The following is a 25,721-nucleotide window of genomic DNA, read 5'->3' as shown; positions in this document are numbered from 1 at the left end:
TGAGCATGGCAGAGTCTGACTTAAGATCTAATGCTATCACCGGAGCCATTTGGACCTTTGTCGATAAGGCTTCTAGGCAGGTCATTCAGTTCGTGATAGGTATAGTTCTGGCGAGGTTGTTGGCGCCAGAGGACTATGGTATCATAGGCATGTTGGGCATTTTTATTGCTATTGCGACAACATTTACAAATAGTGGATTATCTAGCGCATTGATTCAAAAAAAAGAATGTAGTGATGCGGATTATTCTACAATATTCTTCTTTAATTTTGTCGTAGCTGTAGTATTCTATTTGATTATTTTCGCCAGTGCTCCTTATATCGCAACATTTTATGAATTACCTCTACTAACAAGTGTAACTCGCGTCATAGCTTTACAACTTGTGATTACTGGACTTACAACGGTTCAAGCAACACGTCTTACGAAAGACTTGCGCTTCAAAGAGCAGTCTGTGATATCAATAATCAGTATGCTTGTGTCTGGTGCGGTGGGACTTATACTGGCTTTTTGTGGTTGGGGTGTATGGGCGTTGGTTTTTCAGACACTTGCTGCGCAGGTCGTAACTTCAGCCTGTACATGGTATGTTTCCAAATGGAAGCCTCAACTGATTTTTTCAAAAGAGTCATTTTCTCGTCTTTGGGGCTTTGGAAGCAAGATCCTCGGGTCAAGCCTCATCAACACGATTTATGGTAATATTTATACCTTGATTATAGGTAAAGCCTTCAGTCCTTCGCAGGTCGGCTTTTACAACAGAGGTAATCAGTATGCATTACTCCCAGTTCAGACAATTCAAGATATGGTGTTGACCGTAAACTATCCGGTTCTTGCAAAACTTCAGGATGATAACGAACAATTGCTAAGAGCTTATAAGAAACTCATGTCTGTACCATTATATGTACTTTATCCTCTGTTGACGGGATTAGCAGTAACAGCACCATATCTGATACCTTTAATGATTGGTGAAAAGTGGCAATCATGTGTTCCTGTTCTTCAGATTTTGTGTTTCGGATATATGTTTTCTCCTTTGACTCACTTGAATTTAAATCTTTTGTATGTAAAGGGTCGTACGGATTTGGTTTTGAAGCTAGAACTGATTAAAAAGCCAATCGCATTCTTGATTCTGTTCGTCAGTATCCCATTCGGCTTGATTTGGATGATTGTTGGCAAGGCAATATATGAGTTTGTGGCATTCTCATTCAATTGTTACTACACGGGAAAAATTCTCGGTTACGGGGAGTTGAAACAGTTAAAGGTGCTTCTTCCTATTTTTATTAACTGTGCGATTATGGCCTTGATTGTTTATTGTTCTATGTTACCATTCTGTGATTATTTCACAAAGGTATGTGTCGGGGTTATGGCTGGGATATTGTCATATTGGATATTCTCGGTATTAACTAAGGATGAAAACTATTTGGAGATACTCGCGATTATTCAAAGGCGTGTTAAGAAAAGATAGAAGAGTCGATAGAATTTGTGCGTTTCATGAGTAAAATGGAAGACTCTCTGAAAATATCACTTTCGCAAGTTCGTGTCGTTGCAATGATTCTAGTCGTTGCCTACCATTGTGTTTGTTTTTATACTCCACAGTGGCCTTTCTCGAATATGTACTCACAATCATATCAGGTGATATGTTATGCTTTGAAGTACATACATTTGCCGGCATTCGTTATTATTGCCAGTTACCTGTTCTCGTATTATTTCAGGCAATCTAAGTATCCGTCATTTTGGGAGTTTGTTCGAAAAAAGGCGATGAGATTATTGGTCCCGTACTTGATCTGGGGCTTTGTTATGTTGTTTCTGCAGCCTGATTTCTATTCTGTTCAATTGTTCAGCACAGGTTTCCATCACTTGTGGTTCTTGCTGATGCTATTTGAATTATTTATAATATTTTACATTTCCGCTCCGATTTGGAGCCGTACTTCTGTTGTCTTTGATCTCGTGATATTTACCTGTTTGCTTCTGCTCGACGATTTTTTGCCTAGGATAATGGAGATAACTCCGTATGGTTGTATCACTGCCGTCATCAAGTATTCACCGGCTTTTTTTGCAGGTGTTCTTCTCGAAAAATACGATGTTTTACATAGAGTCAATGGCCGTTTAAGGCTAATCGTGATTTCGATGTTTCCAGTAGTGTTGTTTGTTTTGATGGCGTTGGCCGTATCGTTTAATTCTCAAGTTTTCATCCTTTCTCATAGTTCGTTATCTATTCTGGTTTCAAAGGTTGTTGGTTATTTTCTCGTGTTGCAACTGCTTTTGATATTTTCTGCCGTGAATCTTAATGGTCGCGTTAGATCCTTGCTTGATGAAAATAGTATGGGAGTGTATATTATACATCACATTGTGATTTTTTATATCCTTCAATTTGCTGTCGTTAGACAATTGTTTGAAAATCATCATGTAATTGCGCCTGTCTTTTGTTTTCTGACTGTACTTCCGTTCAGCTTTATAATTAGCTATGCAATAAATCGAACAAAACTCAAATGGGTTTTGGGATAATAATAAATTATTCATGGTAATGAAAGAAACTACCCCTACAGTACTAGCTGTTGTTGTCCCTTGTTTTAACGAGGAAGCAGTACTGACAGAAACTGCCGCAAGACTGAAGTCGGTCATTGAAGATCTCCAGTCCGCACATGTTGTTTCCTCAGACTCTTTTATTTTATTCGTTGATGATGGCAGTAAAGATAGGACCTGGAGTCTTATTGAAGACTTGCATAGGTCTTCGAATCTGTTTGCGGGGTTGAAACTTGCTGCTAATGTCGGACACCAAAATGCTTTGCTTTCCGGGTTGACTTATGCAAAAGACTTTGCAGATGCGATGATATCCATTGATGCGGATCTTCAGGACGACGTGAACGCAATCAAAGAGATGGTTCGTTCATTCCAGGAAGGGAATGATATCGTTTACGGAGTACGGCAACAGCGTAAAACAGATACGTTCTTCAAGAGGACCACTGCTTTGGCCTTTTACCGTCTGATGGCAAAGCTTGGCGTCAAGAGTGTATACAATCATGCAGATTATCGCTTGATGAGTAAACGAGCAGTCGAACAGCTATGTCTATATACGGAGAAAAATTTATTTCTGAGAGGTATTGTCCCGTTGATTGGCTTCCAATCTGCGATTGTCTATTATGATAGGGCAGAGAGGTTTGCTGGAGAGAGTAAATACCCTTTGAAAAAAATGATCAATTTCGCCATTGATGGTATAACGTCATTTAGCGTAAAGCCGGTCAGATTGGTCTTTGCTGTCGGTGTATCGTTCATATTGGTTTCCATTGGTATTTTAGTGTATGTACTTCTTTCTCTAATGTTGGGAAAGGTTGTTCCCGGATGGTCTTCTTTGATATTGTCAATATGGTTTGTTGGAGGTGTCGTACTTGTCAGCTTGGGTGTTATCGGAGAGTACATTGGTAAGATATATATCGAAGTGAAGAACCGCCCTCGTTACAATGTTGAATCAGCCTTGATGGATGAAAAGCAAGATCGAAATAATCAGATTTATTAAGTTCTGTTGCGTAGGTGCCCTGAATACAGGGATTACGTTTGTGACTTTCTACATACTCCGTCTTATCGGGGTGGGACTCATTGTCTCCAATGTCCTGAGTTATATCGCAGGACTTATTAACAGTTTTTGCTGGAATAAGATATGGGTATTCTCTTCGAAGACCGGGAGATGGATCCAAGAGGGATTAATGTTTCTGGTTCTGTTTGGAATATGCTATTTGATTCAATTGGCAGTATTTAAGCTGTCTATCAACTTTGTCGGAGAACTTTGGGCTCAGATAATAGGTATGACCGTATATTCTGTTCTGAATTATGCGTTAAATAGAATGTTCAATTTCAAAAAAAGTGACTCTCGTGCTGAATAATACCAAAGTAAAGAATGCTAATATAGGGCTGTATGCCCTAATAGGCATCTATGTCTTTGTCGTGACCTTGTTCTTGAGCTCAGATTCATACCTATATGATATTTGGGGACGTCATGATGGAGCATGGTTTTTTATGGGGGGAAAGGCCTTGATGAATGGTATGATCCCATATGTGGATTTCACTGATTCTAAAGGTCCGCTATTGTGGTTAATCTATGGAATAGGATATAAGATTTCACCTACTACATATCTTGGAGTATTCTGGTTAAGTGTTATTTTCTATATCTTGACTTTCGTTTTCTACTTTAAGACGATTTCGATTTTCATAAAGGATAAAAAGTGGGCTTTCCTGGGTATGTGCCTGATGGCATTACCATACTTTTTTAAGATATATCACTATGAGACCAGGGCCGAGGATTTTTGTTCCACGTTCATCGCAATAGGCTTATATTATTCTCTGTCTTGCTATTCTTCCTCATTTGAGAATAAACGCCTAGTCAATAAGACATCTTTTATGCTAGGAGTCGCTTTTGGGGCGTGTTTGTTGATAAAGTATTCTGTAGCTGTTATGGTTGGCTCGATGTGCGCATTGGTATTCGTTGAGTCTTGTTTTAGGAAAAATGCCATAAAGTCGTTTCTGATGATGGTGTTTGGTGCATGTGCCGTATGTGCTCCATTTATAATATATCTATTATCGGTACATGCTTTTATGCCGTTCCTGGAAGAATATTTTTTCAACACGGCAAAGACGGTTTCCGATTCTTCTGCCGTGAGTTCAATTCTGGCCGACTGGACGAGACTATTGCTATCAAAGAAAAGATGGCCATGCCTGTTATATTTGTTGGCATCACTGTGGTTTTCAATTAAGAACAAGCAATATCATGCTTTCCCCGTGTTGGTAACTGCGGCATTTGTCCTATTGAGTAGCATTAATGCATACTGGTATTACTATTTGTCAATAAATGCATCATTCGCTGTTTTTCTTGTCATCATGGTGATACACTGTGTTTCAAATGTCGATTTATCCCCTTTTTCTGCAGTGTTGATTTCAGCCGCAATTCTTGTCGTGACAATTATTGTCAATTTTATCCCTACTTATTTTTTCACGAATGTCAAAGGTGTGAATCAGTTCCATACAGCTTCCAGTCTGTTCTCTAAAGTACCTAACCCTACGATTCTCAATTTAGGCTCAGAGATCGGGATTGGGTTACAGGCGGAGCCCCTGCCTGCGTGTAAAGATTGGTGCTGGCAGGCTGGCGCTACTCCTCAGATGATAGATAGCCAAATGTCTGCAATTAAAGTGAGGAAACCGGATTTTGTTACAATATCGAGAAGTCATGCTGACTACGAGGATTATGTGTTGAATTGTGGGTACAAATACTGCTGCGACTTTCCTCATCACGACGACACATACAAGTTGTTTTGTAAATCAGAATACGATATTCAACCGGATGAGATTTCAGTATCGTGGAAAGATATCCTGTTGAAGAAAAGGCTTTATTAATCGTTTATATATATGCCACAGAGTAAGTACGACTACCTAATCGTTGGGTCCGGATTATTTGGGGCCTCTTTCGCATACTGTGCGAGGCAGAGAGGCAAAACATGCTTGGTCATTGATAAACGACCTCAACTAGGAGGCAATGTGTATTGTGAGAATGTTGAGGGTATTAATGTCCATAAGTATGGTGCCCATATTTTCCATACGTCCAATAAGGATGTTTGGGACTTCGTGAATTCTATCGTGGAGTTTAATCGTTATACTAATTCACCGGTTGCCAACTATCGCGGTGAATTGTATAATCTGCCGTTCAATATGAATACTTTCTACCAGATGTGGGGTGTTCATACACCAGAGGAGGCGCAGGCAAAACTTGATGAGCAGAGGGCTGATGCGATTAAGGCTATGGAATCTGCCGGTATTTCAGAACCGAGGAATCTTGAAGAGCAGGCTCTCTCTTTGGTAGGCAAAGATATCTATGAGAAACTGATCAAGGGTTATACTGAAAAGCAATGGGGACGTCCATGTACTGAGCTTCCTGCTTTTATCATCAAACGTCTTCCCGTCAGGCTGGTGTTTGATAATAATTATTTCAATGATAAGTATCAAGGTATTCCGGTTGGTGGCTATAATAAGCTGATTGAGGGTCTTCTATCTGGAGTTGAAACCAGGACGGGAGTTGACTTCTTCGAGAATAGATCTGAATGGGAGGCTCTCGCGGAAAGGATCGTGTTTACAGGAAAGATAGATGAATTCTATGACTATCGCTACGGAAAGCTGGAATATAGGACTGTTAGATTTGAGGAAGAAATAATAAATAAACCGAACTATCAGGGTAATGCTGTCATAAACTATACCGAGCGTGAAGTCCCTTATACAAGAGTCATAGAACATAAGCATTTTGAAATGTTCGGACAGGCGGTATATGATTGTCCTAAGACAGTCATCAGCAAAGAATACAGTACAGAGTGGAAGGACGGAATGGAACCGTATTATCCGGTTAATAATGAAAGGAATAATACGTTATACTCTCGTTATAAGGAGCTTGCTGATAAAGAGAGCCGTGTTTTGTTTGGGGGGCGTTTGGCCGAGTACAAGTACTATGATATGGCTCCAATAATTGAAAAGGTGATGTCATTAAATATTTGATCTATGGAAAAGATTCTCTCAGTCATCATTCCAACATATAACATGGAGAAGTATCTGGATAAGTGCCTGACTTCTCTCATTGTCGGTCGTTCTTTCCTCGATATGCTCGAAGTCCTGGTGATTATTGACGGAGCAAAGGATAGGTCTTCAGAAATAGCACACAAATATGAGAGCCGTTATCCAGAAGTGTTTCGTGTAATAGATAAAGAGAATGGGAACTATGGTTCTTGTATCAATAGAGGACTTCGCGAGGCTACAGGAAAGTATATAAAGATTCTTGATGCTGATGATTACTATGATACGGCTGTTCTTGAACGATACCTTTCTGTGCTTGCCGAGAATGACGCGGATGTTTTTATAACAAATGACAATGAGGTCAATGAGGCTGGAGACATCCTCAATCATAAGTCATTTGATTTGCCGAAGGGAATGGTCCTTCCTATTGATGCTTCGGTTTTCGAGCAACTTAAAGAAAAACTACAGATGCATTCGGTGACTTACCGTCGTCAGGTTCTTCTGGACATTGCATATGTGCAGACGGAAGGCGTATCATATACCGATCAGCAGTGGGTGTTCCTTCCAATGGCTGCCATGAAAAGCTTTATGTATGTGGATGAGTACCTGTATAAGTATTTGGTCGGGAGAGAAGGACAGACTGTTCTTCCAGAAGTGATCGCGAAGAGTTTCAACAGCTCTTACTGCGTGTTTAGGCAAATGTTAGCAGATTACCTTTCTTATCCGGAGTCTAATACAGAGAGCAAACAGTATTTGAAAGATAGGATACTGTTAAGTGCATTCTATATGTACGAACGAGGTATTTACTATGGGTATTACAAGAAAGACGATATTCTTTCCTTTGATCACTTTATTCGAGACGAATCGCGTCAAATTTATGACGAATGCGGTGACTTTATCATATCCCGACTGTCTTTGAAGTTTGTCTCGCTGTGGCGAAACGGCTTTGGATGGGTTGTTACTATGGTGCATAAAGGCTTGGATATTGTGTATAAGATCAGGCATTGAGATGAATTATTCGGTTGTCATCAGGACCTTAGGCAAGGGCGGTGATATTTATCAGAGGTGTCTTGACTCTATTGCGAATCAGTCGGTCAAGCCAGACGCTGTCATTATTTATTTGGCAGAGGGGTATGATGTCCCGACGCAGACAATAGGCATTGAGCAGATTGTTAGGGTTCCCAAGGGAATGGTAGCTCAGCGTGCATTGCCTTATTCTGAGGTGACCACTGAATACATGCTCTTGCTTGATGACGATGTTTATCTCCCGAAAGATGCTGTAGAGACATTATATGATGAGTTGATCACTAATGGTGGAGATGTGATATCTCCAATAGTGTTCGACAATAAGGGGGCATCTCCAAAGGAGAAGATTATACGAACTTTGACAGGACGAGAAGTCTGTAGACCATTTGATGGTAGATGGGCAAACAAGGTCATGATGACAGGTGGCTTTTCATATAACAATAGACCGTCGCGCGCTGTTTACGAGTCTCAGACCAATGCTGGTCCTTGTCTGTTCTGCCGTAAATCGACCTTCATAAATATCCATTACGAAGAAGAGATGTGGTTGGAACACACACCATATGCCTTTCCTGATGACCAGGTGATGTTTTACAAGATGTATCATATGGGCAATAAGGTTCTGTCTACATATGATACAGGTATAATACATATGGATGCAAGCACCACCGTGTCTAATTCAGATGAGAAGACCTTGAAAATTATTTATTCTGAATACAGAAATAAGCTGATCTTCTGGCATCGGTTCATCTATTTACCGTCAGGTGTGCTCAAACGGTCTATTGCAATTCTGGCAATTTCGTACGCATTCGGTATTCAGTTCATGAAGTACTCGTTTCTGAGGCTGAAGGGGAACAGGGCTTTCGCGGATAGTTTTTCAAAAGGACTTCGGGATGGAATCAACTACTTGAAGAGTGATGAATATCAAACTTTGCCACGTATATGAAAAAGGTACTTTTCATAATGCCGGATCTGCCGAGTGGCGGTGCCGAAAAGTTGTTGATTGATATCTTAAAGAGGATTGACAACAGCAGTTATGAGGTTTCGTTGCTGTTGGAGTATCGTCAAGGTGTGTATCTGAACGATATACCTTCTCACGTTGAGGTCTTGTCAATTCATGGAAAGAACAACATCTGGCGAGAGCGACTTCACCGAGGTTTACGAATGTTACATTGCTATGGTATTTTCCATTCTATTGTATACCGCGACATCGAGCTCTTTAGGTTGAGGGGACGATCGTTTGATACCATCATTTCCTTCATGGAAGGATCTGCCGTAAAATACCATTCATACATTACCCATAAAGCTTCTCGCAATGTATCATGGGTACATATAGATTTCGCAAGGAAACATTGGTCTTTGGAGTTTTTCCAGAACGGGAAAGACGAGTTAAGAGCGTATGAGAAGATCGATAAGGTGATGTTCGTATCTGGTGAAGCCAAGAGGGGATTTTTGTCTACATACTCATTTGATGAAGCCAAGTGCCAGGTATTGTATAATCTGATTGATAAGGGTGATATAGTGCGATTGGCTAGTTCTATTGAAGTACCCAAAAAGAAGTTAACGATTGTCATGGTCGGACGGCTTAATGAGCAGAAACGCTACGATAGAGCTCTTGATGCTGTCAGGATACTCAGAGAGGGTGGGCTGGATTTTGAATTATGGATATTGGGAGAGGGACACTTGGAAAAGGACCTCAAGGAAAAATGTCGAGAGATGGGGCTGAGCGATTGTGTGAAATTTCTGGGTTTCAAGAAGCCTTCTTATGCCTATATGAAAGTTGCCGACATCTTCTTGAATACTTCTGAAGCAGAAGGATATCCGTTGACTATCTGTGAAGCTCTTTGTCTTGATCTTCCGATTGTCGCGACAGATATTACAGGCGCGAGGGAAATCTTGGGAGATTCTGAATATGGACTCCTGGTAGATGAGACTCCGGAGGGAATTGCTGCAGGTATTCGGTACCTTGTAGATAATGATGACAAACGTCTTTCTTTTAGAGTCGCTGCTGCAGAAGGTGCTTTGCAGTTTGATGTTGAGACGATAATGAACAATATCTATCAGATAATTGGAGCATGATAAAACTGTCTGTAATAGTTCCCGTATATAACGTCGAGAATTATATAGGAGAGTGTCTTGAGTCGCTTAGTGAGCAAACATACTCAGACTTCGAGGTGCTGTTCGTCGATGACTGTGGACAGGATTCTTCTATTGCTCGCATTGAAGAATTCTTGGATGTGCATAGGGACTTTGATGCGAGAATCTTGCATCATGACAAGAACAAGGGGCTGTCAGGAGCAAGGAATACCGGACTGAGGGTTGCGACGGGAGATTATGTGTATTTCTTGGACAGCGATGACAAGATCCCTTCAGACGCCTTGGAGAAACTCGCTGCTCCTCTGAAGAATAATGAGGTGGATTTTGTACTGGGGAATTATGACGTGTTTGGTGACATGCAGATGAATTCAGACCTGTACATGTCCGAAGGCCTCGTTCATGATGTCCTCCAGACCTATGTCGAAGGCAAGTGGTACGTGATGGCCTGGAACAAGCTGTGCAGACGTTCATTCCTCTTGGAGAATGACCTTTGGTTCAAGGAGGGATATATCCATGAGGACCAGATATGGAGTTTCATGGTTGCATGTACGGCAAAGTCAATGTATGTCGTCCCTGACATCACTTACGATTACCGTGTCCGAGCATCTTCGATCATGACAGGAATGGGCATACGTAAAGACGCGATGACTTATGTTCGTGTATATGACGCGCTGCGTGACTATATCATGACGAATTCTTTGCAGACAAATGGGCTTGTATATCGTCTATTTGAAGGAAAGAGGAGCGGTATTCTCTATTCCTTGCTGGAAAAGGATGAATCGGAAGTCTACAAGGACACATATACGGCTTTTCATGGACAGGCATATATGCGACCTATCTCTGCATTCCGCTCGGGACTCATCGATTTCAAGACATTGTTGAGGGACGTCCACTATGATTTGCCGAAGGCCATGGGATGTTTCTACAAGAAGATGTTTTACTGGATGTACTATAGAATGCTTCATAAACCGGTGGAGGGATTGGTATGGAAGTAAAGGTTTCCGTCATAGTGCCGATGTACAATGTAGCATCGCTTATTCAACGCTGCATTCATTCTTTGTGCTCTCAGACCTATCGTCATCTTGAGCTGATCTTTGTCAATGATTGCAGCAAGGACGATACAGTGGCAGTCGTTGAGGCGCTCTTGGCATCAGAGGATCTTGACGGGATCGAGTACAAACTGATTACCCATGAACAGAACATGGGAGTCGCGGCAGCGCGTAATACCGGTCTTGATGCGGCTACTGGTAAGTATATATATTATGTCGACTCCGACGACTATGTTGAAGCGGATACAATCGAGAGCCTCGTGACCGAAGCGGAAGGAGATGACAAGGATATCGTTTCGTGTGAATGGTTGCTCGAATTCGGTAAGAACGCAAGGCACATGGTTCAGCCGGAGTTCGCTACAGGCGAGGAATTGTTCCGACAGATGTGCTACGGTAGAGCCAGGTGGAACCTCTGGTTGTTCCTAGTGAAAAGGTCGTTGTACGAGGCCAATCATCTCAGGTTCGTCCCTGGGGTGAACATGGGTGAGGATATGATGATAATGCTGAAGATGTCATTGCTGGCAGGAAAGGCCTCTGTCATACATCGACCTTTATACCATTATATCCAGACCAATGCTGCGGCGATATCCAAGGATATTCGTCCGTCAATCCCACAGATCAAGGCTAATGTCGAGAATGTGGAAACATTTGTGGCGGAAAGGTTTGGCACATCTCAAGAGCAGGAATTGATTCAGCTCAAGTTGTCACTTAAACTTCCTTTGCTGATATCTGACCAGACATCAAGTTACGAACAGTGGCTTTCATTATGGCCAGAAACCAATGATAGGATAAATGATAATCCAGATCAGTCTTGGAGAACCAAGTTTATACAGAATTGTGCTGCAAGACATAAGTTCTTCTTGAACAAACTGTATTATTGGTGTGTTATAAAAGTAATTTACGGAATCATATATAAATGAAAAAGATTCTCTTATACATATTGGGCGTCATACTGACAGATATGGTCTTATTCCCTGTCGCACTGGCAGCTTTCCCTCAGGCCAATTTCAAGATGATGATGGCAGCGGTCGGCGTCGTACTATTTGTCATGGAGATGATGAAGAAGCGTCGGTTATTAGTGAATCCATCTTTGTTTGGCTTAGTTGCGATATCTAGCCTAATGTCATTGATGGGATTTGCATCTACGGTGATGAACAATACGGAGGACTATGTTTTAGCCACTTATGTTGTTTCTATGTTGGTCTGGTTCTTCTCTGCATATGCGGCTGTAAAATACCTGTATGCAGTACATGGATCATCGAAGATAGAGATTGTCGGAGGGTACTTAGTGGCGGTTTGTGTAGCTCAGTGTATTCTTGCGATATTGATCGAGAATGTTCCTGTGATAGGCCATTTTGTTGACACGTTCTTCTATAGTGATCTGGTTGACCCGGCCGAGGCGAGAATGATGAAGAGATTGTATGGACTTGGATGTGCCTTGGATGTTGCCGGAATCCGTTTTTCATGCGTCGAGGTAATCTTGTCATACATTATAGTCTCTAGGTCGTCAAAAAGTAGTACATTGGAATCAATCGTGTACTGGCTCTCATTCATTATTATTGTCGTAATCGGAAACATGATTGCTAGAACAACAACCGTAGGCGCCGTTTTGGCGTTTGCATTCTTGTTTGTGATGTTGGTAAGACGTTATGGCATTGATACGCCAAAGACAATGATTCTGTCTTTCTCCGTTCTCATACTATTGCTTGGTGGCACGGTCGTTTGGTTGACGGCAAATTTCAATAGTGTGCGAAATTTGAGCGATCATCTTCAGTTTGCATTCGAGGGCTTTTTCAATTGGGCAAATACTGGATCGTTTGAGACACACTCGACCGATATTCTGCAGACAATGTACAGGTGGCCTGAAGAATTCAAGACTTACATATATGGTGACGGACTTTGGGATGTCGATGGACATTTCTATATGTATACAGACGTCGGCTACATTCGCTTCATATACTATTTTGGTGTTCCTGGATTGTTGTTGTTCATAGGGTTATATGCTTTTGCAACTTATTCTGGAGCAAAACTGTTCCCAGAGGCCAAGTATCTGTTCTACATGTTGTTTGCGATAAATATGATCGTCTGGGCAAAGGTGTCAACCGACACATTCGTGATTTTCGCATTCCTGTTGAATGCAGGAGAGCTGATGTCAAGTGGTAGTGATAATAACATGATTCCGGAAAGTATCCATGCTGTTTAATTCAATAGAATTCCTGTACTTCCTGCCCATAGTACTTGTTATCTACTGGGCATTGTACCGCAGTGTTAAACTGCAGAACTTGTTCATACTTGTTGCAAGCTACTTCTTCTATGGTTGGTGGGACTGGCGCTTGTTGCCTTTGATAATTTTCACGTCCTTGTGCAGTTGGTCATGTGGCCTGATGATAGAGAAATCAGACGAGGACCGAACCCGTAAGGCATTCATGGTTATCAATATTACCGTCAATCTTATTATTCTCGGTTTCTTCAAGTATTACAATTTCTTTGTTGACTCACTCGTTGATGCATTTTCCATATTTGGTGCAGACCTGAACATCATGACTCTGAAAATCATTCTCCCGGTTGGAATCAGCTTCTATACTTTCCAGGCATTGAGCTATTCAATCGATGTGTACCAAAAGAAATTATCGGCATCAAAAGATATTATCAGCTATTTTGCCTACGTAAGCTTCTTCCCTCAGCTTGTGGCGGGTCCTATTGAGAGAGCCACTAACCTCTTGCCTCAGTTTTCAAGAGACAGGAGGGTCTGCCAGCAAGACTTCTTTGATGGTTTGCGACAAATGTTATGGGGCTTCTTTAAGAAGATGGTGATTGCGGATACGCTCTCTTCACCTGTGACAGAGGTTTTCTCAAATTATGGCATTTACTCGTCAAGTACATTGGTGCTTACAGCGTTCTTGTTCACAATACAGCTATACTGTGACTTTTCAGGATACTCCGATATCGCAATCGGTACGAGTCGCTTATTTGGTTTTAATCTGATGAGGAACTTCAATTATCCTTTTTTCTCAAGGAACATTGCTGAGTTTTGGCGCAAGTGGCATATCTCATTGACAACGTGGTTCAGAGATTATGTATACATTCCTTTGGGCGGCAGTCGAGTATCAAAGTACAAAGTGCTGAGGAACACGTTGGTGATATATGTCCTTAGTGGACTTTGGCACGGGCCTAGCTGGACTTATGTGACCTGGGGCCTTCTGAATGCAGTATTGTTCTTTCCCTCAATACTTACTGGCAAAAATCGTAAGTATACTGGTATCATTGCGGAGGGTAAAGCGCTTCCCACAATAAAGGAATTCAGCCAAATGGTTTGGACTTTCTCTCTGTTCGCACTCGGTTTGGTGTTTTTTCGTTCAGCAACTATAGGAGATGCAGTGAACTATTGCTCGTCTATTGTTGACAGATCATTTTTCTCTGTACCATATTTTAGAGGTCAGACAAACGTAGATGCAATGCTGGGTATTGTGTTTGCCGTTTTTATGTTACTTATGGAATGGATTAATCGTGATAGGCAATATGGAATAGAGTTCAATGTGCAAGATCATCCATGGTGGAACTATATTATATGCATGATAGTATTTGCGTTGGTTTACTGCTTTGGCGTTGATAATTCCAGCTTTATTTATTTTCAGTTCTGATATGATGGATAGAGTTTTTCTCAGGTCGATATTAATTTGCTTGGTCGCAGCGACTCTGGCGGTCCTTGCATTGAATGTCTTCACTCCGGTTGTGTATAAGTCACTTCCTAATGATTATGTTCGAACGGGGATTATTCTCGATCATATCAATGATGAAGAGAGTGCGCCTGATGTCGTCGTGTTGGGAAATAGCAGGGGAATGAGTGGAATAGATGCTGGACTGTTGTCTGATATTACTAATCTTTCGGTGGAGAATTATTGTTCCCCTTCGCAGTCCTTGATAGAGAGCGCTCTGTATTATGATCGACTTCCTTCATCTGTAAAGGTCGTCATTCAGTGTATTGATGAAAAGGAGTTTACTGATAATGCTATGAGAATGACAGTTCCGGCAAAAGTCGCTTTTGCAATGAGCAATTACTCAGTAGGGCCTTTTGAACGATCTATTCTTCAGGATGAAGACCTTTCAGAATTGGAGCATTCTCGCATAGTACGTAACTTCAAAGCTAGATCTTCCTATAAGACCGGAGTTTCCAACCTGCTGGTCCGTCTGTTGGATGACGATGCTCCAAGTGATCAGATAAAGGATCTGAAGTACCCATATATGTATCCGTCAGATCATTCGAAGACTTATGACAGGGACTTGGACCACTTGAGACAGTGGATCCCGTCTTCAACGAACATATTCCCCGTTTCTGAGAATTTGTCGTTATTCTGTCATAAGCTTGTTGACCACATGTCGAATAAGGGTGTTGAAATCATATTTGTTATAATGCCTAACTGTCCAGATCTAGAGTGGCCGGATGAAGCGTCAGAACACTTTGTAGAACATGTCAGGGAGACCATGAATGGATGTGAGGTCTTGGACTTGTTTACCCGTGTCCCTTCTGGTGGATTCTATGATCCACTTCATCCAAACCGGGAGGGTGGTAAAATTATCTCTTCAGAGTTGGCAAAGGCATTGTTGGATAGATGAAACTAATTTATTGCATACATTCCCTCTACAACCCGGGTGGTATGGAACGCGTGCTGCTGAACAAGGTTCAGTGGTGGGTGAAGCATGGTGCAGACGTTACGGTCGTCACGACAGACCAGCATGACAGACCGACGTTCTATCCGTTTCCCGAGGGTGTAAGGATGATTGATCTTGGTGTCAATTATTCTGATGATAACGGATTGAGTACGGTCAGGAAAGCTTTGGGGTATTTCAAGAGGCGTTCCCTCCACCGAAAGAAGTTGACCGACCTCCTCATGGCGGAGAAGGCGGATATCGTTGACAGCTTCTATCCGGGTGAGTGCTCGTTCGTTCCTAATATCCATGACGGTAGCAAAAAGGTTCTGGAACTCCATCAGAGCAAGCTTTTCCACGCCCAGTACAATCGCAAGGGCTTAATGGGACTGGCAGATAAGATTCGAGCCCGTATGGATGATGACCTTGTCAGGAAGTTTGACAAGTTTGTTGTTCTTACAGAAGAAGATTCGAAGATGTGGGGGGATATCCCTAATATCGAAGTGATCCCGAATGCGGCGATGTTCGTCGCCGACAAGTATTCAGACTGCTCGGAGAAGAGAGTCATCGCCGTGGGACGTCTCGACTATCAGAAGAGTTTTGACCGCTTGATTGAGGTTTGGGAAATAGTTCATCCCTATGCACAGGATTGGCGTTTGGACATCTTCGGTCAAGGCGAATGGAAGGACATGCTCAACCAGATGATAAAGGACAAGGGATTGGGATCATGCGTGAAGGTCAATGCTCCGACCAAGAATATAGGGGAGGAGTATGCCAAGAGTTCGATCCTGGTCATGAGCTCTCACTATGAGGGCTTCCCGATGGTGATGATAGAAGGCATGGCCTGCGGACTGCCTGCGGTCTCCTTCGACTTCAAGTGTGGACCACGAGACATAATCGACGATGGGGTCAATGGCTACATAGTCGAGGATGGAGATCTTGGAGATCTGGCTCAGGGCCTTTTGAATCTCATCAAAGATGAGCCTCTCCGTAAGTCAATGGGTGAGGCTGCAAAGACAGTAGTAGATCGTTACTCAGAAGAAAAGGTAATGGCAAAATGGGAAAACTGTTACAAATCAATCCTGTCATAAGGCGTAACACCTCCACCGGTAAGATCATGCAGGAAATCGGTGAACTGGCCATGGCGAATGGCTGGGAAAGCTATATCGCTTACAGTGGTGGCCGTGATGGGGCTGACCCCAGTGCCTGCAAGTCCAAAATAGTACCAGTCGGGACAAAGTTCAGCGTTGCTCTGCACGGACTGGAAACCCGCCTGTTTGACAGACATGGCTTAGGTTCCCGCATCGCAACACGAAGGTTTATCCAGGAGATAAGACGTATTGATCCGGACGTGATCCATATCCACAACGTTCATGGATATTTCCTGAATTACAAGATACTATTTGACTACCTTGCTAAGAGTGGAAAACCGGTTATCTGGACTGTCCATGATTGTTGGTTGTATACGGGCCACTGCTATTACTATTCGTCAGCAGGATGCTTCAAGTGGAAGACCGGATGTGAGAACTGTCCACAGAGAAAAGCTTTCCCGGCCAGTTATCTGGTCGACCGCTCGTCGAAGAACTATCGGGATAAATCAGAGGCGTTCAATTCCGTCCCTAAAGATAAGTTCCACATCGTACCTGTTTCGGAGTGGATCGGTTCAGAACTCAGACAGTCGTTCCTGAAGGATTGCGATATCCGCGTGATTCACAACGGTATTGACCTCAATGCATTCAAACCTTGTGATACGTCGGCCGTACGTACAAAGTATGGTTTGGGAGACAAACATATCATCCTCGGCCTCGCCAGCATTTGGATGAAGGAGAAGGGACTGGATGATTTCGTGAAAATGTATCCGATGCTCAATGACGATGAGGTGATAGTCCTTGTAGGAAAGATGACCCAGGAACAGAAGTCTTCATTGCCGGAGGGTATAGTGACAATCGCAAGGACAGAGAATGTCCAGCAGCTTGCAGAATTGTATTCCGCAGCCGACGCTTTTGTCAATCCGACCTGGCAGGATAACTATCCTACGGTCAACCTCGAATCCATCGCATGCGGAACACCGGTCGTGACATACAAGACAGGAGGTAGTATAGAGGCAATCGTTGAGGGCGAGACTGGATATGTCGTAGAACAAGGTGATGTCGAAGGCTTGTTGAACTGCACGAGAAAAGCCCGGACTCAAGGAAAGGAATATTTCAAGGAAACTTGCCGCAGCCATGCTTTGGCAAATTTCAGTAAGGAAGACAGATATAAGGATTACATAGAATTGTATGAAAGTCTTACAGGTAGGTAAGTTCTACCCTATCAGGGGTGGAGTCGAGAAGGTCATGTGGGATCTCACCAAAGGTCTCTCGGAAAAGGGTGTCGACTGTGATATGCTCTGTGCGAAGATGTCTGGAGACGGAATCGATACAGCAGATCAGAAGTATGACACTATGGGAGGTAAGGGTCTCCGATTCAATGAGCATGGACGGGTGATCTTTGCGAAGTCCTATGCAAAGGTTGCCGCGACCATGATATCACCGGCTATGGTGTTCAAGATGCGTAAGCTCATCCGAGATGCCCAGAAGAGCGGTAAGCCATATGATGTCGTACATGTGCATCATCCGGATCCGATGGCCTGTGTCGCACTTTTCTTCAGCGGATATAAGGGCAAGGTCGTTCTCCACTGGCACAGCGATATCCTTAAGCAGAAGGGACTGCTTCAGCTTTTCATGCCGCTTCAGAGTTGGATGATCAGGAGGGCGGACAAGATAGTAGGAACGACACCGGTCTATGTTCAGCAATCGCCGTATCTGCAGGGCGCTCAGGATAAGATCACATACTTGCCGATAGGTACCGAGGGAATACCTGTTGAACCACAGCAAAGCGAGAAGAAGATAATCTATTCAATGGGACGACTCGTGGAATATAAGGGTTACAAGTACCTCGTAGACTCAGCAAGATACCTTCCTGATGACTATCAGGTAGTCATTGGAGGTGGTGGCCCCCTTCGAGAGGAACTCCAGGCTCAGATTGATGCGTCGGGACTTCAGGATAAGGTGAGACTCTTGGGACGCGTTCCTGATGAGGATGTTGTAAAATGGTATAACAAGTGCGATATTTTTGTCCTCAGCAGTGTGATGAAGACCGAGGCTTTCGGCATTGTGCAGATCGAGGCGATGAGCTGTGGAAAGCCTGTCGTTGCCACTAAGATACCTGGATCTGGTACATGGTGGGTCAATGAGGATGGCGTATCGGGAATCAATGTCGAGATTTGTGATTCAAAAGCTATTGCAGATGCTATCCTCAAGATTGAGGCTGACTATGAATGTTATTCCGAGGGTGCGCGGAAGAGATATGAGAGGGTATATACCTTCGAAGGAATGATTGATAATTGCTTGTCTATATATGAAGCTTAACGGAGATTTCAAGATGAATGTCGTCAATGGCGACAGCATGCTGTACAATATGAAGTCCGCAGCGGATATGTCTTCGGTATGTATACTGAATGAACCGGCGGCTTGGTTGTGGAATAAGATCGGAGACTCCGATTTTGATGTGCCTCAGCTGGTGTCGTGGCTCTGTGAGGAGTATGACGTGGATGAGGCGACAGCAGAATCCGATATCAAGGACCTTCTAAAGATCTGGGATGAATATGGCATTGTCCTCTAAGGACATATTTTTCGGGTTGTTGGAAGCCGGGATAAATGGTTCCGTACCTCCTGCATACAAGACGTCTCCCGAAAATTGGTCCGAAATCCATGCGCTTGCCAATCGCCAGGCCGTGACCGGTATCCTGTTCGATGCGGTGACAAAGCTCCCCGCGGGAAATGGATTGCCGATGAACCTCGCCGCCAAGTGGTTGGTCGAGACACAGAAGATTGAGCGCAGGAATGAGCTGATAGGGAAGGTCATTGATGCACAGAAGAAAGCCTGGGAGCATAGCGGTATTGATGCGGTCCTGATGAAGGGCCATTCTGTTGCTGCCTTATATCCTATCCCAGAGCATAGGGCATGCGGCGATGTCGATTGGTTTTTCCCTGTTCCGGGAGACTGGGAGAAAGCTAATGCGATCGCAAAGAAGAACGGAATGGATCTCAAGATAGACAGTGATGGTGACGTACACTATACGTTCGCAAACGTTGTCGTTGAGCATCATCGCGAGGGCCGCAGACAGGATAGCCCTGTCGATGTGATAGTAATGCTTGTCGAACATGTCCTTCACCATGCAATGGTCATGGGCGTCGGAATGAAGCAGGTGGCAGACGTCGCCGCTGCTTATAGTTTCTATGAGGGAAAGTACGACAAGGCGGAATTGGATAGTGCATTGGAGAAGGAAGGATTGCTGAAGTGGGATCGTTTGCTTCGAAAGGTGATACCGCAGGTGGATGAGCCTGACGTCAAAGTCTTGACCGATTTGATTCTTTCTGATGGGAATTTCGGGCTTGACAAGGTGTTCCGTCTGTCAGGATTCTGGAAACGCTTGCGACTGTTCAGGAAGTATGCACCTTCTCAGTTTTCTGCGCGGTGGTCACAGTTGTTTGTCGGTAGATTGAAAAGATGCTTTATAAGATAGCAGACTTATTGGTTGAGGTGGCAACAGATGCCACTCTTCCGTCTTTTGAACCATTTGTTTGTGCCGAGTGCGGTAGCCCCGTCATGTCTATGCGCGAAGGACGACTTCCTTCCTCGTTGATAGAAAGCGTGGGCGATCTCAAGGTGGTCGATCAATTTTCGAATGATGCCGGTGATGTAACTCTCAGAGACGCCGGCGACCGCTACTTGCTTGAGGTAACGTTTGGCGGTCCCGTGAGCTGGATGCTTTGCAACAAGGATTTTTCCGAATCTCTGATGGAAATAAACGATGAGGATAGCAAATCCTTGTTGATAACTTCCATGGTGAGGATGGCTTTTTCGCAGAGAATACTCTTTTTCGAAGGCTTTTCTATACATTCTTCCGTGGTCGTCAAGGATGGTAAGGGCTATCTTTTCCTCGGAAAGAGCGGAACAGGCAAGAGTACCCATACGAGATTGTGGATGCAGACATTCAAGGATGCCTGGCTTCTGAACGATGACAACCCGATGCTACGCTTTGTCGATGGTGTCCTCACCGTGTATGGAAGCCCATGGAGCGGAAAGACTCCTTGCTATCGAAATTCTTCAGTTCCCGTCGGCGGAATAGTAAGATTGTCGCAAGCGAAAACAAATTTGTGGAATTATGTATCCGGAGCCATTGCATGGGTGACAATTTTCCCATCGTGCTCGCTGATTAGTCGGGACGAAGTGCTATATTTGCAATCCCAGAATACTTTGAATCGTGTCGTCTCCGAGGTGAAGGTTGGCCAATTAGCCTGTCTCCCCGATAAAGACGCAGTAGTATTATGTTTTAACAAACTGACGAATGAAGGCAATTTCATTTAGGCGAGTTGTTCTCGCAGGGGCGCTGTTGGGCGTTCTTTTCATGGCAGATTCTTGCTCTTACAAGAGACTGGCCTATCTCCAGGACATGGAGACCCTCACGACCTATGATGTGACGGAAGCACCAGAGGTTAAAGTTCGTAAGGACGACAAGATTATGATTTTGGTCAGCAGTACCAATCCCGTTCTTGCGGCTCCATTCAATCTCGTTAGCGGCTCTGCTGATGTTGATATAGCGACAGGAAAGGTTGAGACTGGAAATACTCCTGTCGGTGTAGAATATACCGTTGATAGGAACGGGGAGATACTCTTCCCTATTCTTGGTAACATCAGAGTAGAAGGCTTGACATTAAGCCAAGTCAAAGAGGAAATTTCCAGACAGATTACAGCGAAGAACTATATTAAGGATCCAATTGTAACAGCAGAGTATACCAACTTCCAGATTACAGTTCTCGGAGAAGTCAGTGCAAAGGGTAATTATGTTGTTAAGGATAATAAGATGAATGTCCTTCAGGCTATTGCTTTAGCAGGAGATCTTACAACTTATGCTCAAACAGATAATGTTTGGGTAATAAGGACAGAAGGAAGAGAAAGAGAGGTGTATTCTATCGATCTTCGCTCTAAGTCTTGCTTTGATTCTCCTGGATTCTATCTACAACAGGATGACATTGTTTATGTCAAGCCTCGCAAGACTAAGCTTACCCCTAATGCGCAATTAGCGCTGCAGATCACATCTATCGGCCTCTCTGCAATGTCTACCGCCGCGACAGTACTTTATTTCTTCCGCGATTTTTTACGTAAACAATAATTGTTGTACTATATGTCTGGATATACAGATCAAAAAATTAATAAGAAGCAGAAAGATAATAGCATTAACTTGCTAGACCTATTTTTCTATCTTCTCAGTTACTGGTATTGGTTTGTCGCTTGTGTCGTAGTATGCGGCGGATTAGCCGCTTACAAATACGCGACGTCGGATTTTGTATATAGGGCAGATGCTACAATTGTCATCAAGGACCCTGCAAACAGTAAGTCCTCAGCACGTTTGGAGAGCTATAACAACCTTATCAATAGGGCAAATGTATCAAATGAGATCCTTGAATTTAAGTCGAAGAATCTCATGACAGAGGTCGTAACGAGGCTTCGTGCTGATGTAAGCTACAAGACTGGTGTACGACTCCGCGATATTGAACTCTATTACAATTCTCCTGTATGGGTCGTTTTCCCGGAGAGCGTATCTGGTAGGGCTGTAGAAAAGATGGCTGTTACTCCTATTGACGGGAAAAAGGTCGCCTTGGAATTTGATGGTAAGAGATCTGAAGTTGCTTTGGGTGACTCTGTTTCTACCAGTTGGGGAAAGTTCGTAATCGAGCCGACAAAGTCTTATGGACCAGAGTGGTATAACAGGACAATCGAGATCAGGAAATCGGCACCATCTTCTGCTGCCGCCGGATTCCTATCAAGGATGTCAATTCGCCAGGCACAAGACGAGGCTGCGATTTTGATGTTTTCTTTGCAGGATTCATCTCGCGAAAGGGCAAAAGATGTCCTAAACATGCTGTTCGCCGTATATAATGAAGAGTCAATTGCAGAAAAGAATCAGGTGGCTGTGCAGACTGCAGATTTCTTGTCAGACCGTATCGCAATGATCGAGGAGGAACTCAGCGAAGTCGAGCACCAGATTGACAACTTCAAGACCAAGAATGTCATGATGAACGCAGACGAAGCTGCGAATCGATACCTCAGTGAGACTCAGGCTTCCAGTGCAGCTGTTGACGAATTGGATACCAAACTTCGTCTTGCTCTCTACATTCGTGACTATCTCAATGATAATTCTCATAGGAACGACATGATTCCGGGTAATATTGGTCTTGATGATCTTAGGATCGAGAACCAGATTACTCAGTACAACACCACCAAGATGAATCGTGACCGTCTGCTGACGGACTCCAGTGTCGATAGCCCTGTTGTCCAGGGCCTGGATGCGTCACTGACTTCGATGCGCCAGAGCATACTTCGTTCGGTGGATAACCTCATCATGAGTCTCGAGGTTAAGAGGAACAATGCCGAAACTAAGGTGAGCACGTCTCGTTCAAAATTCTCAAGAGTACCAGCGGCGGCACGTGAGATGTCAACTCTCGAACGTCAGCAGGATGTGAAGTCCAACCTGTACCTCTTCCTTCTTAACAGGCGAGAGGAGAATGCGCTTACCCAGGCGATGGTGGATAACAATGCCCGTGTGATCGATCAGGCTGATGGTCCTGTCGGACATATTGCTCCAAGCAGAAATAAGACTATCCTTCTTGGTATCCTTCTCGGTCTTGCACTTCCTGCGATAGTCCTTATCGCTCGACTCTTCCTTGACACCAAGGTTCGTACCCGCAAGGAAATCGAAGAGTCTACAAGGGCTCCATTCGTGGGTGAGATTCCGGAGGTAGAAGAGAATAGGAAGACAAAGATGAAGAACCGCAGGCTCAAGGCTCAGGGCAAACGTGTCCCTATCAACCTTAAGTACGACAGCAAGTCAAAGGGACTTCTCACGGAGTCGTTCCGTATTCTCAGTACGAATATCGATTTCATGCGCGACACAAGCAAGAAGTCACACGTAATAACCGTTTCTTCTTTCAACGTCGGCGCCGGTAAGTCATTCGTCATGATGAACCTCGCAGCTTGCTTCGCTGATAACAAGAAGAAAGTAGTCATCGTCGACCTCGACCTTCGTAAGAGGACTACGTCTCGCCACTTCGGTCTCATGCACAAGCAGCGTGGTGCTTCGAACTTCCTCTACGACAATGAGCTTACTCTCAACGAGATCATCAAGCATGAGGTTCTCCCGGGAGTAGACTTCGTACCAGCAGGTATGATTCCGCCTAACCCGGTTGAACTTCTCCGTCGTGACCGCCTTGACCAGCTCGTGAATGAGCTTCGCGAAAGATATGACGTGGTGATGCTCGATAACGTACCTGTAGATATCGTAGCAGATGCTTCGATCATTGACCGCGTCGTCGACACCACTCTCTTCGTCGTACGTGCCGGCGTCATCGACCGCAGGATGCTCGAGCTTCTTGACAATATGTATGAGGAGGGTAGATTCCATAACATGGGTATCATTCTCAACGGTTCTGTTATCCGCCGCTCTTACGGTGGCAACTATGGCTACGGCTACGGTTATGGCTATGGTTACGGATATGGCTACGGCTATGGTTATGGTTACGGCCAGGGCTATGGCGAGGCAGAAGCCAAGGAAGATAAGGACGTCTTAAGCTAACAGAAGTAGATGACAATCGCAGTAGACTTCGACGGAACAATCGTCGAACACAAATATCCGGCGATCGGAAAGGAAATCCCTTTCGCGATCGATACCTTGAAGGAGCTTGTCGAGGAGAATCACAGGATTATCCTCTGGACAGCGAGAGAGGGACGCCTTCTTGACGAGGCAGTAGAGTTTTGCCGCGCGCGCGGCCTCGAGTTTTACGCTATCAATGCGGACTACCCGGACGCCCAGTGGGACAATTACCGCCAGTCGAGGAAGCCAAAGGTGGATATGTTCATCGACGATCGTAACCTCGGCGGACTGCCGGATTGGGTCACCATCTACGAGATGATAACCAGTGATCTCACCTTCGGAGACCTTATCGAGAGGGCTGCCGGCGGTGACATCGAAGAGGATGATGGTGGAAGTTTCTTCGAGAACCTTCGCGACTCCATCATCGGTGGCCGCCATAGAAAGAGGAGCTCACGTCATCATTGGTAAAAACACGCGCCTAAGAAGGCACAACAATAAAAGCCCGGGATCAAACGATCTCGGGCTTTTTCGTTCACCTGTCAATAATTATTAAGCCAATTCAATACCGTTCTCGGCGCAGGTCTGGCGCATGTCCTCTGGCCAGATGCTGGACTGGATCTCGCCGATATGAGCCTTGCGGAGAAGGTACATGCAGAGACGGGACTGACCAATACCGCCGCCGATGGTGTACGGGAGGTCACCCGCGAGAAGCCTCTTGTGGAACATGAGGTCCGCCTTGTACTCCTGTCCGCGGATCTTGAGCTGACGCCTCATTGCCTCCTCGTCCACGCGAATACCCATGCTGGAAACCTCGAATGCACTGTCAAGGACATTGTTCCAGAGAAGGATGTCTCCGTTGAGACCCTTGTACCCGTCTTCATTCTCTGTGCTCCAATCATCATAGTCCGCTGCGCGACCGTCGTGGAACTTTCCGTCGGAAAGGACACCGCCGATGCCGATCACGAACACAGCCTTGTACTTGCGTACGATCTCGTTCTCCCTCTGCTTAGGAGTGAGGCCCGGATACATCTGGAGAAGCTCCTCCGAGTGGATGAAGAAAATATCATCCGGAAGTTCGGGAGCCACCTGTGGAAACTCGATATAGAGCTTGTTCTCGGTCACCTTGATAGCCTCATAGATGCGACGCACGGTCTTCTTGAGGTAGTCGAGGTTGCGATCCTCCTTGGTAATGACCTTCTCCCAGTCCCACTGGTCCACATAAAGAGAGTGGATATTGTCGAGCTCCTCGTCCGGACGAAGAGCATTCATGTCGGTGTAGATGCCCATACCCGGCTTGACGCCCATGTCTCCGAGCTTGAGCCTTTTCCATTTAGCGAGAGAATGCACGACCTCTGCCTTCTGCTCGTTCATGTCCTTGATAGGGAAGCGAACGGGACGTTCCACGCTGTTGAGGTCATCGTTGATACCAGTACCGGTGAGTACGACCATCGGTGCGGTCACCCTGAGGAGGGCGAGCTGTGCGGACAGATTGTCCTGGAACATATCCTTCACGGCCTTCACGGCCTTTTCTGTATTCTGAACTGAACCGAGGATATTGCGGTAGTCTTTGGGGATGTAGAGTGACATAATAGGCAAATATACATCATTTTTGGCGATTCATAGAAAATTTTGCCAAACTGACAAAAACGCGTATCTTTGCATTCCCAATGTCAGAGTA

Annotated in this window: 24 protein-coding genes; 23 read left to right on the top strand and 1 reads right to left on the bottom strand. The window is 44.4% G+C overall.

What is annotated here, in order from left to right; translation table 11 throughout:
• Positions 1–5: 5 nt before the first annotated feature.
• The 23 genes from AC06ND_RS02760 (at position 6) to AC06ND_RS02650 (ending at position 24,511) form a co-directional block, all read left to right on the top strand.
• On the top strand, positions 6–1,454 hold the full coding sequence (locus tag AC06ND_RS02760) for a lipopolysaccharide biosynthesis protein (RefSeq protein ID WP_475677467.1): 1,449 nt from the start codon (positions 6–8) through the stop codon (positions 1,452–1,454).
• A gap of 26 nt (positions 1,455–1,480) precedes the next feature.
• A complete protein-coding gene (locus AC06ND_RS02755; RefSeq protein WP_475677466.1) occupies positions 1,481–2,494 on the top strand; it encodes an acyltransferase family protein in 1,014 nt (337 codons plus the stop codon).
• A gap of 19 nt (positions 2,495–2,513) precedes the next feature.
• A complete protein-coding gene (locus AC06ND_RS02750; RefSeq protein ID WP_475677465.1) occupies positions 2,514–3,503 on the top strand; it encodes a glycosyltransferase family 2 protein in 990 nt (329 codons plus the stop codon).
• Positions 3,469–3,867, top strand: coding sequence for a GtrA family protein (locus AC06ND_RS02745; protein ID WP_475677464.1), 399 nt, complete (start codon positions 3,469–3,471; stop codon positions 3,865–3,867). The genes AC06ND_RS02750 and AC06ND_RS02745 overlap by 35 nt, the downstream gene beginning before the upstream one ends.
• A gap of 133 nt (positions 3,868–4,000) precedes the next feature.
• Complete coding sequence (locus AC06ND_RS02740; protein ID WP_475677481.1) at positions 4,001–5,371, top strand: glycosyltransferase family 39 protein; 1,371 nt, start codon at positions 4,001–4,003, stop codon at positions 5,369–5,371.
• 12 nt (positions 5,372–5,383) lie between these two features.
• Positions 5,384–6,517, top strand: coding sequence for a UDP-galactopyranose mutase (gene glf / locus AC06ND_RS02735; protein WP_475677463.1), 1,134 nt, complete (start codon positions 5,384–5,386; stop codon positions 6,515–6,517).
• Between the two features lie 3 nt (positions 6,518–6,520).
• Entirely contained in the window at positions 6,521–7,540 is a 1,020-nt protein-coding gene (locus AC06ND_RS02730) for a glycosyltransferase (protein ID WP_475677462.1), read from the top strand.
• Between the two features lies 1 nt (position 7,541).
• Entirely contained in the window at positions 7,542–8,501 is a 960-nt protein-coding gene (locus tag AC06ND_RS02725) for a glycosyltransferase family 2 protein (RefSeq protein ID WP_475677461.1), read from the top strand.
• Positions 8,498–9,634, top strand: a complete 1,137-nt coding sequence (locus AC06ND_RS02720) for a glycosyltransferase (protein ID WP_475677460.1) — start codon at positions 8,498–8,500, stop codon at positions 9,632–9,634. Before AC06ND_RS02725 ends, AC06ND_RS02720 begins: the two co-directional genes overlap by 4 nt.
• Positions 9,631–10,647, top strand: coding sequence for a glycosyltransferase family 2 protein (locus AC06ND_RS02715; RefSeq protein ID WP_475677459.1), 1,017 nt, complete (start codon positions 9,631–9,633; stop codon positions 10,645–10,647). The genes AC06ND_RS02720 and AC06ND_RS02715 overlap by 4 nt, the downstream gene beginning before the upstream one ends.
• Positions 10,638–11,621: a glycosyltransferase family 2 protein gene (locus AC06ND_RS02710; protein WP_475677458.1), complete on the top strand. Its 984-nt coding sequence runs from the start codon at positions 10,638–10,640 to the stop codon at positions 11,619–11,621. The genes AC06ND_RS02715 and AC06ND_RS02710 overlap by 10 nt, the downstream gene beginning before the upstream one ends.
• Entirely contained in the window at positions 11,618–12,904 is a 1,287-nt protein-coding gene (locus AC06ND_RS02705; RefSeq protein ID WP_475677457.1) for a hypothetical protein, read from the top strand. The genes AC06ND_RS02710 and AC06ND_RS02705 overlap by 4 nt, the downstream gene beginning before the upstream one ends.
• Positions 12,894–14,342: an MBOAT family O-acyltransferase gene (locus AC06ND_RS02700; protein WP_475677456.1), complete on the top strand. Its 1,449-nt coding sequence runs from the start codon at positions 12,894–12,896 to the stop codon at positions 14,340–14,342. Before AC06ND_RS02705 ends, AC06ND_RS02700 begins: the two co-directional genes overlap by 11 nt.
• 1 nt (position 14,343) lies before the next feature.
• A complete protein-coding gene (locus tag AC06ND_RS02695) occupies positions 14,344–15,315 on the top strand; it encodes a hypothetical protein (protein ID WP_475677455.1) in 972 nt (323 codons plus the stop codon).
• On the top strand, positions 15,312–16,439 hold the full coding sequence (locus tag AC06ND_RS02690) for a glycosyltransferase family 4 protein (RefSeq protein WP_475677454.1): 1,128 nt from the start codon (positions 15,312–15,314) through the stop codon (positions 16,437–16,439). Before AC06ND_RS02695 ends, AC06ND_RS02690 begins: the two co-directional genes overlap by 4 nt.
• A complete protein-coding gene (locus tag AC06ND_RS02685) occupies positions 16,406–17,650 on the top strand; it encodes a glycosyltransferase (RefSeq protein WP_475677453.1) in 1,245 nt (414 codons plus the stop codon). The genes AC06ND_RS02690 and AC06ND_RS02685 overlap by 34 nt, the downstream gene beginning before the upstream one ends.
• On the top strand, positions 17,628–18,758 hold the full coding sequence (locus tag AC06ND_RS02680) for a glycosyltransferase (RefSeq protein ID WP_475677452.1): 1,131 nt from the start codon (positions 17,628–17,630) through the stop codon (positions 18,756–18,758). Before AC06ND_RS02685 ends, AC06ND_RS02680 begins: the two co-directional genes overlap by 23 nt.
• Positions 18,748–19,011 (top strand): PqqD family protein, encoded by a 264-nt coding sequence (locus AC06ND_RS02675; RefSeq protein WP_475677451.1) that lies wholly within the window; start codon positions 18,748–18,750, stop codon positions 19,009–19,011. The genes AC06ND_RS02680 and AC06ND_RS02675 overlap by 11 nt, the downstream gene beginning before the upstream one ends.
• Entirely contained in the window at positions 18,995–19,915 is a 921-nt protein-coding gene (locus AC06ND_RS02670) for a nucleotidyltransferase family protein (protein ID WP_475677450.1), read from the top strand. The genes AC06ND_RS02675 and AC06ND_RS02670 overlap by 17 nt, the downstream gene beginning before the upstream one ends.
• Positions 19,900–20,760 (top strand): phosphoenolpyruvate carboxykinase, encoded by an 861-nt coding sequence (locus AC06ND_RS02665; RefSeq protein WP_475677449.1) that lies wholly within the window; start codon positions 19,900–19,902, stop codon positions 20,758–20,760. Before AC06ND_RS02670 ends, AC06ND_RS02665 begins: the two co-directional genes overlap by 16 nt.
• The gene (locus AC06ND_RS02660) at positions 20,741–21,565 is read left to right on the top strand and encodes a polysaccharide biosynthesis/export family protein (protein WP_475677448.1); all 825 of its coding nucleotides are present in this window, start codon (positions 20,741–20,743) and stop codon (positions 21,563–21,565) included. Before AC06ND_RS02665 ends, AC06ND_RS02660 begins: the two co-directional genes overlap by 20 nt.
• A 312-nt stretch (positions 21,566–21,877) precedes the next feature.
• Positions 21,878–24,025, top strand: coding sequence for a polysaccharide biosynthesis tyrosine autokinase (locus AC06ND_RS02655; RefSeq protein WP_475677447.1), 2,148 nt, complete (start codon positions 21,878–21,880; stop codon positions 24,023–24,025).
• Between the two features lie 9 nt (positions 24,026–24,034).
• Entirely contained in the window at positions 24,035–24,511 is a 477-nt protein-coding gene (locus AC06ND_RS02650) for a BT0820 family HAD-type phosphatase (RefSeq protein WP_475677446.1), read from the top strand.
• An 81-nt stretch (positions 24,512–24,592) separates the two neighbouring features.
• Here the strand turns inward: AC06ND_RS02650 and asnA are convergent, their stop codons facing one another.
• On the bottom strand, positions 24,593–25,630 hold the full coding sequence (gene asnA, locus AC06ND_RS02645) for an aspartate--ammonia ligase (protein WP_475677445.1): 1,038 nt from the start codon (positions 25,628–25,630) through the stop codon (positions 24,593–24,595).
• Positions 25,631–25,721: the final 91 nt, after the last annotated feature.

This window comes from Candidatus Cryptobacteroides sp., from assembly GCF_056207615.1.
The sequence above is the reverse complement of the archived record's forward strand: the minus strand, read 5'-3'. Positions and strand labels throughout refer to the sequence as shown.

Coding starts and splice junctions, on each gene's coding strand:
- AC06ND_RS02760 (WP_475677467.1), top strand. CDS start 6: ATGGCAGAGTCTGACTTAAGATCTAATGCTATCACCGGAGCCATTTGG.
- AC06ND_RS02755 (WP_475677466.1), top strand. CDS start 1,481: ATGAGTAAAATGGAAGACTCTCTGAAAATATCACTTTCGCAAGTTCGT.
- AC06ND_RS02750 (WP_475677465.1), top strand. CDS start 2,514: ATGAAAGAAACTACCCCTACAGTACTAGCTGTTGTTGTCCCTTGTTTT.
- AC06ND_RS02745 (WP_475677464.1), top strand. CDS start 3,469: ATGAAAAGCAAGATCGAAATAATCAGATTTATTAAGTTCTGTTGCGTA.
- AC06ND_RS02740 (WP_475677481.1), top strand. CDS start 4,001: ATGGGGGGAAAGGCCTTGATGAATGGTATGATCCCATATGTGGATTTC.
- glf (WP_475677463.1), top strand. CDS start 5,384: ATGCCACAGAGTAAGTACGACTACCTAATCGTTGGGTCCGGATTATTT.
- AC06ND_RS02730 (WP_475677462.1), top strand. CDS start 6,521: ATGGAAAAGATTCTCTCAGTCATCATTCCAACATATAACATGGAGAAG.
- AC06ND_RS02725 (WP_475677461.1), top strand. CDS start 7,542: ATGAATTATTCGGTTGTCATCAGGACCTTAGGCAAGGGCGGTGATATT.
- AC06ND_RS02720 (WP_475677460.1), top strand. CDS start 8,498: ATGAAAAAGGTACTTTTCATAATGCCGGATCTGCCGAGTGGCGGTGCC.
- AC06ND_RS02715 (WP_475677459.1), top strand. CDS start 9,631: ATGATAAAACTGTCTGTAATAGTTCCCGTATATAACGTCGAGAATTAT.
- AC06ND_RS02710 (WP_475677458.1), top strand. CDS start 10,638: ATGGAAGTAAAGGTTTCCGTCATAGTGCCGATGTACAATGTAGCATCG.
- AC06ND_RS02705 (WP_475677457.1), top strand. CDS start 11,618: ATGAAAAAGATTCTCTTATACATATTGGGCGTCATACTGACAGATATG.
- AC06ND_RS02700 (WP_475677456.1), top strand. CDS start 12,894: ATGCTGTTTAATTCAATAGAATTCCTGTACTTCCTGCCCATAGTACTT.
- AC06ND_RS02695 (WP_475677455.1), top strand. CDS start 14,344: ATGATGGATAGAGTTTTTCTCAGGTCGATATTAATTTGCTTGGTCGCA.
- AC06ND_RS02690 (WP_475677454.1), top strand. CDS start 15,312: ATGAAACTAATTTATTGCATACATTCCCTCTACAACCCGGGTGGTATG.
- AC06ND_RS02685 (WP_475677453.1), top strand. CDS start 16,406: ATGGGAAAACTGTTACAAATCAATCCTGTCATAAGGCGTAACACCTCC.
- AC06ND_RS02680 (WP_475677452.1), top strand. CDS start 17,628: ATGAAAGTCTTACAGGTAGGTAAGTTCTACCCTATCAGGGGTGGAGTC.
- AC06ND_RS02675 (WP_475677451.1), top strand. CDS start 18,748: ATGAAGCTTAACGGAGATTTCAAGATGAATGTCGTCAATGGCGACAGC.
- AC06ND_RS02670 (WP_475677450.1), top strand. CDS start 18,995: ATGGCATTGTCCTCTAAGGACATATTTTTCGGGTTGTTGGAAGCCGGG.
- AC06ND_RS02665 (WP_475677449.1), top strand. CDS start 19,900: ATGCTTTATAAGATAGCAGACTTATTGGTTGAGGTGGCAACAGATGCC.
- AC06ND_RS02660 (WP_475677448.1), top strand. CDS start 20,741: ATGAAGGCAATTTCATTTAGGCGAGTTGTTCTCGCAGGGGCGCTGTTG.
- AC06ND_RS02655 (WP_475677447.1), top strand. CDS start 21,878: ATGACAGAGGTCGTAACGAGGCTTCGTGCTGATGTAAGCTACAAGACT.
- AC06ND_RS02650 (WP_475677446.1), top strand. CDS start 24,035: ATGACAATCGCAGTAGACTTCGACGGAACAATCGTCGAACACAAATAT.
- asnA (WP_475677445.1), bottom strand. CDS start 25,630: ATGTCACTCTACATCCCCAAAGACTACCGCAATATCCTCGGTTCAGTT.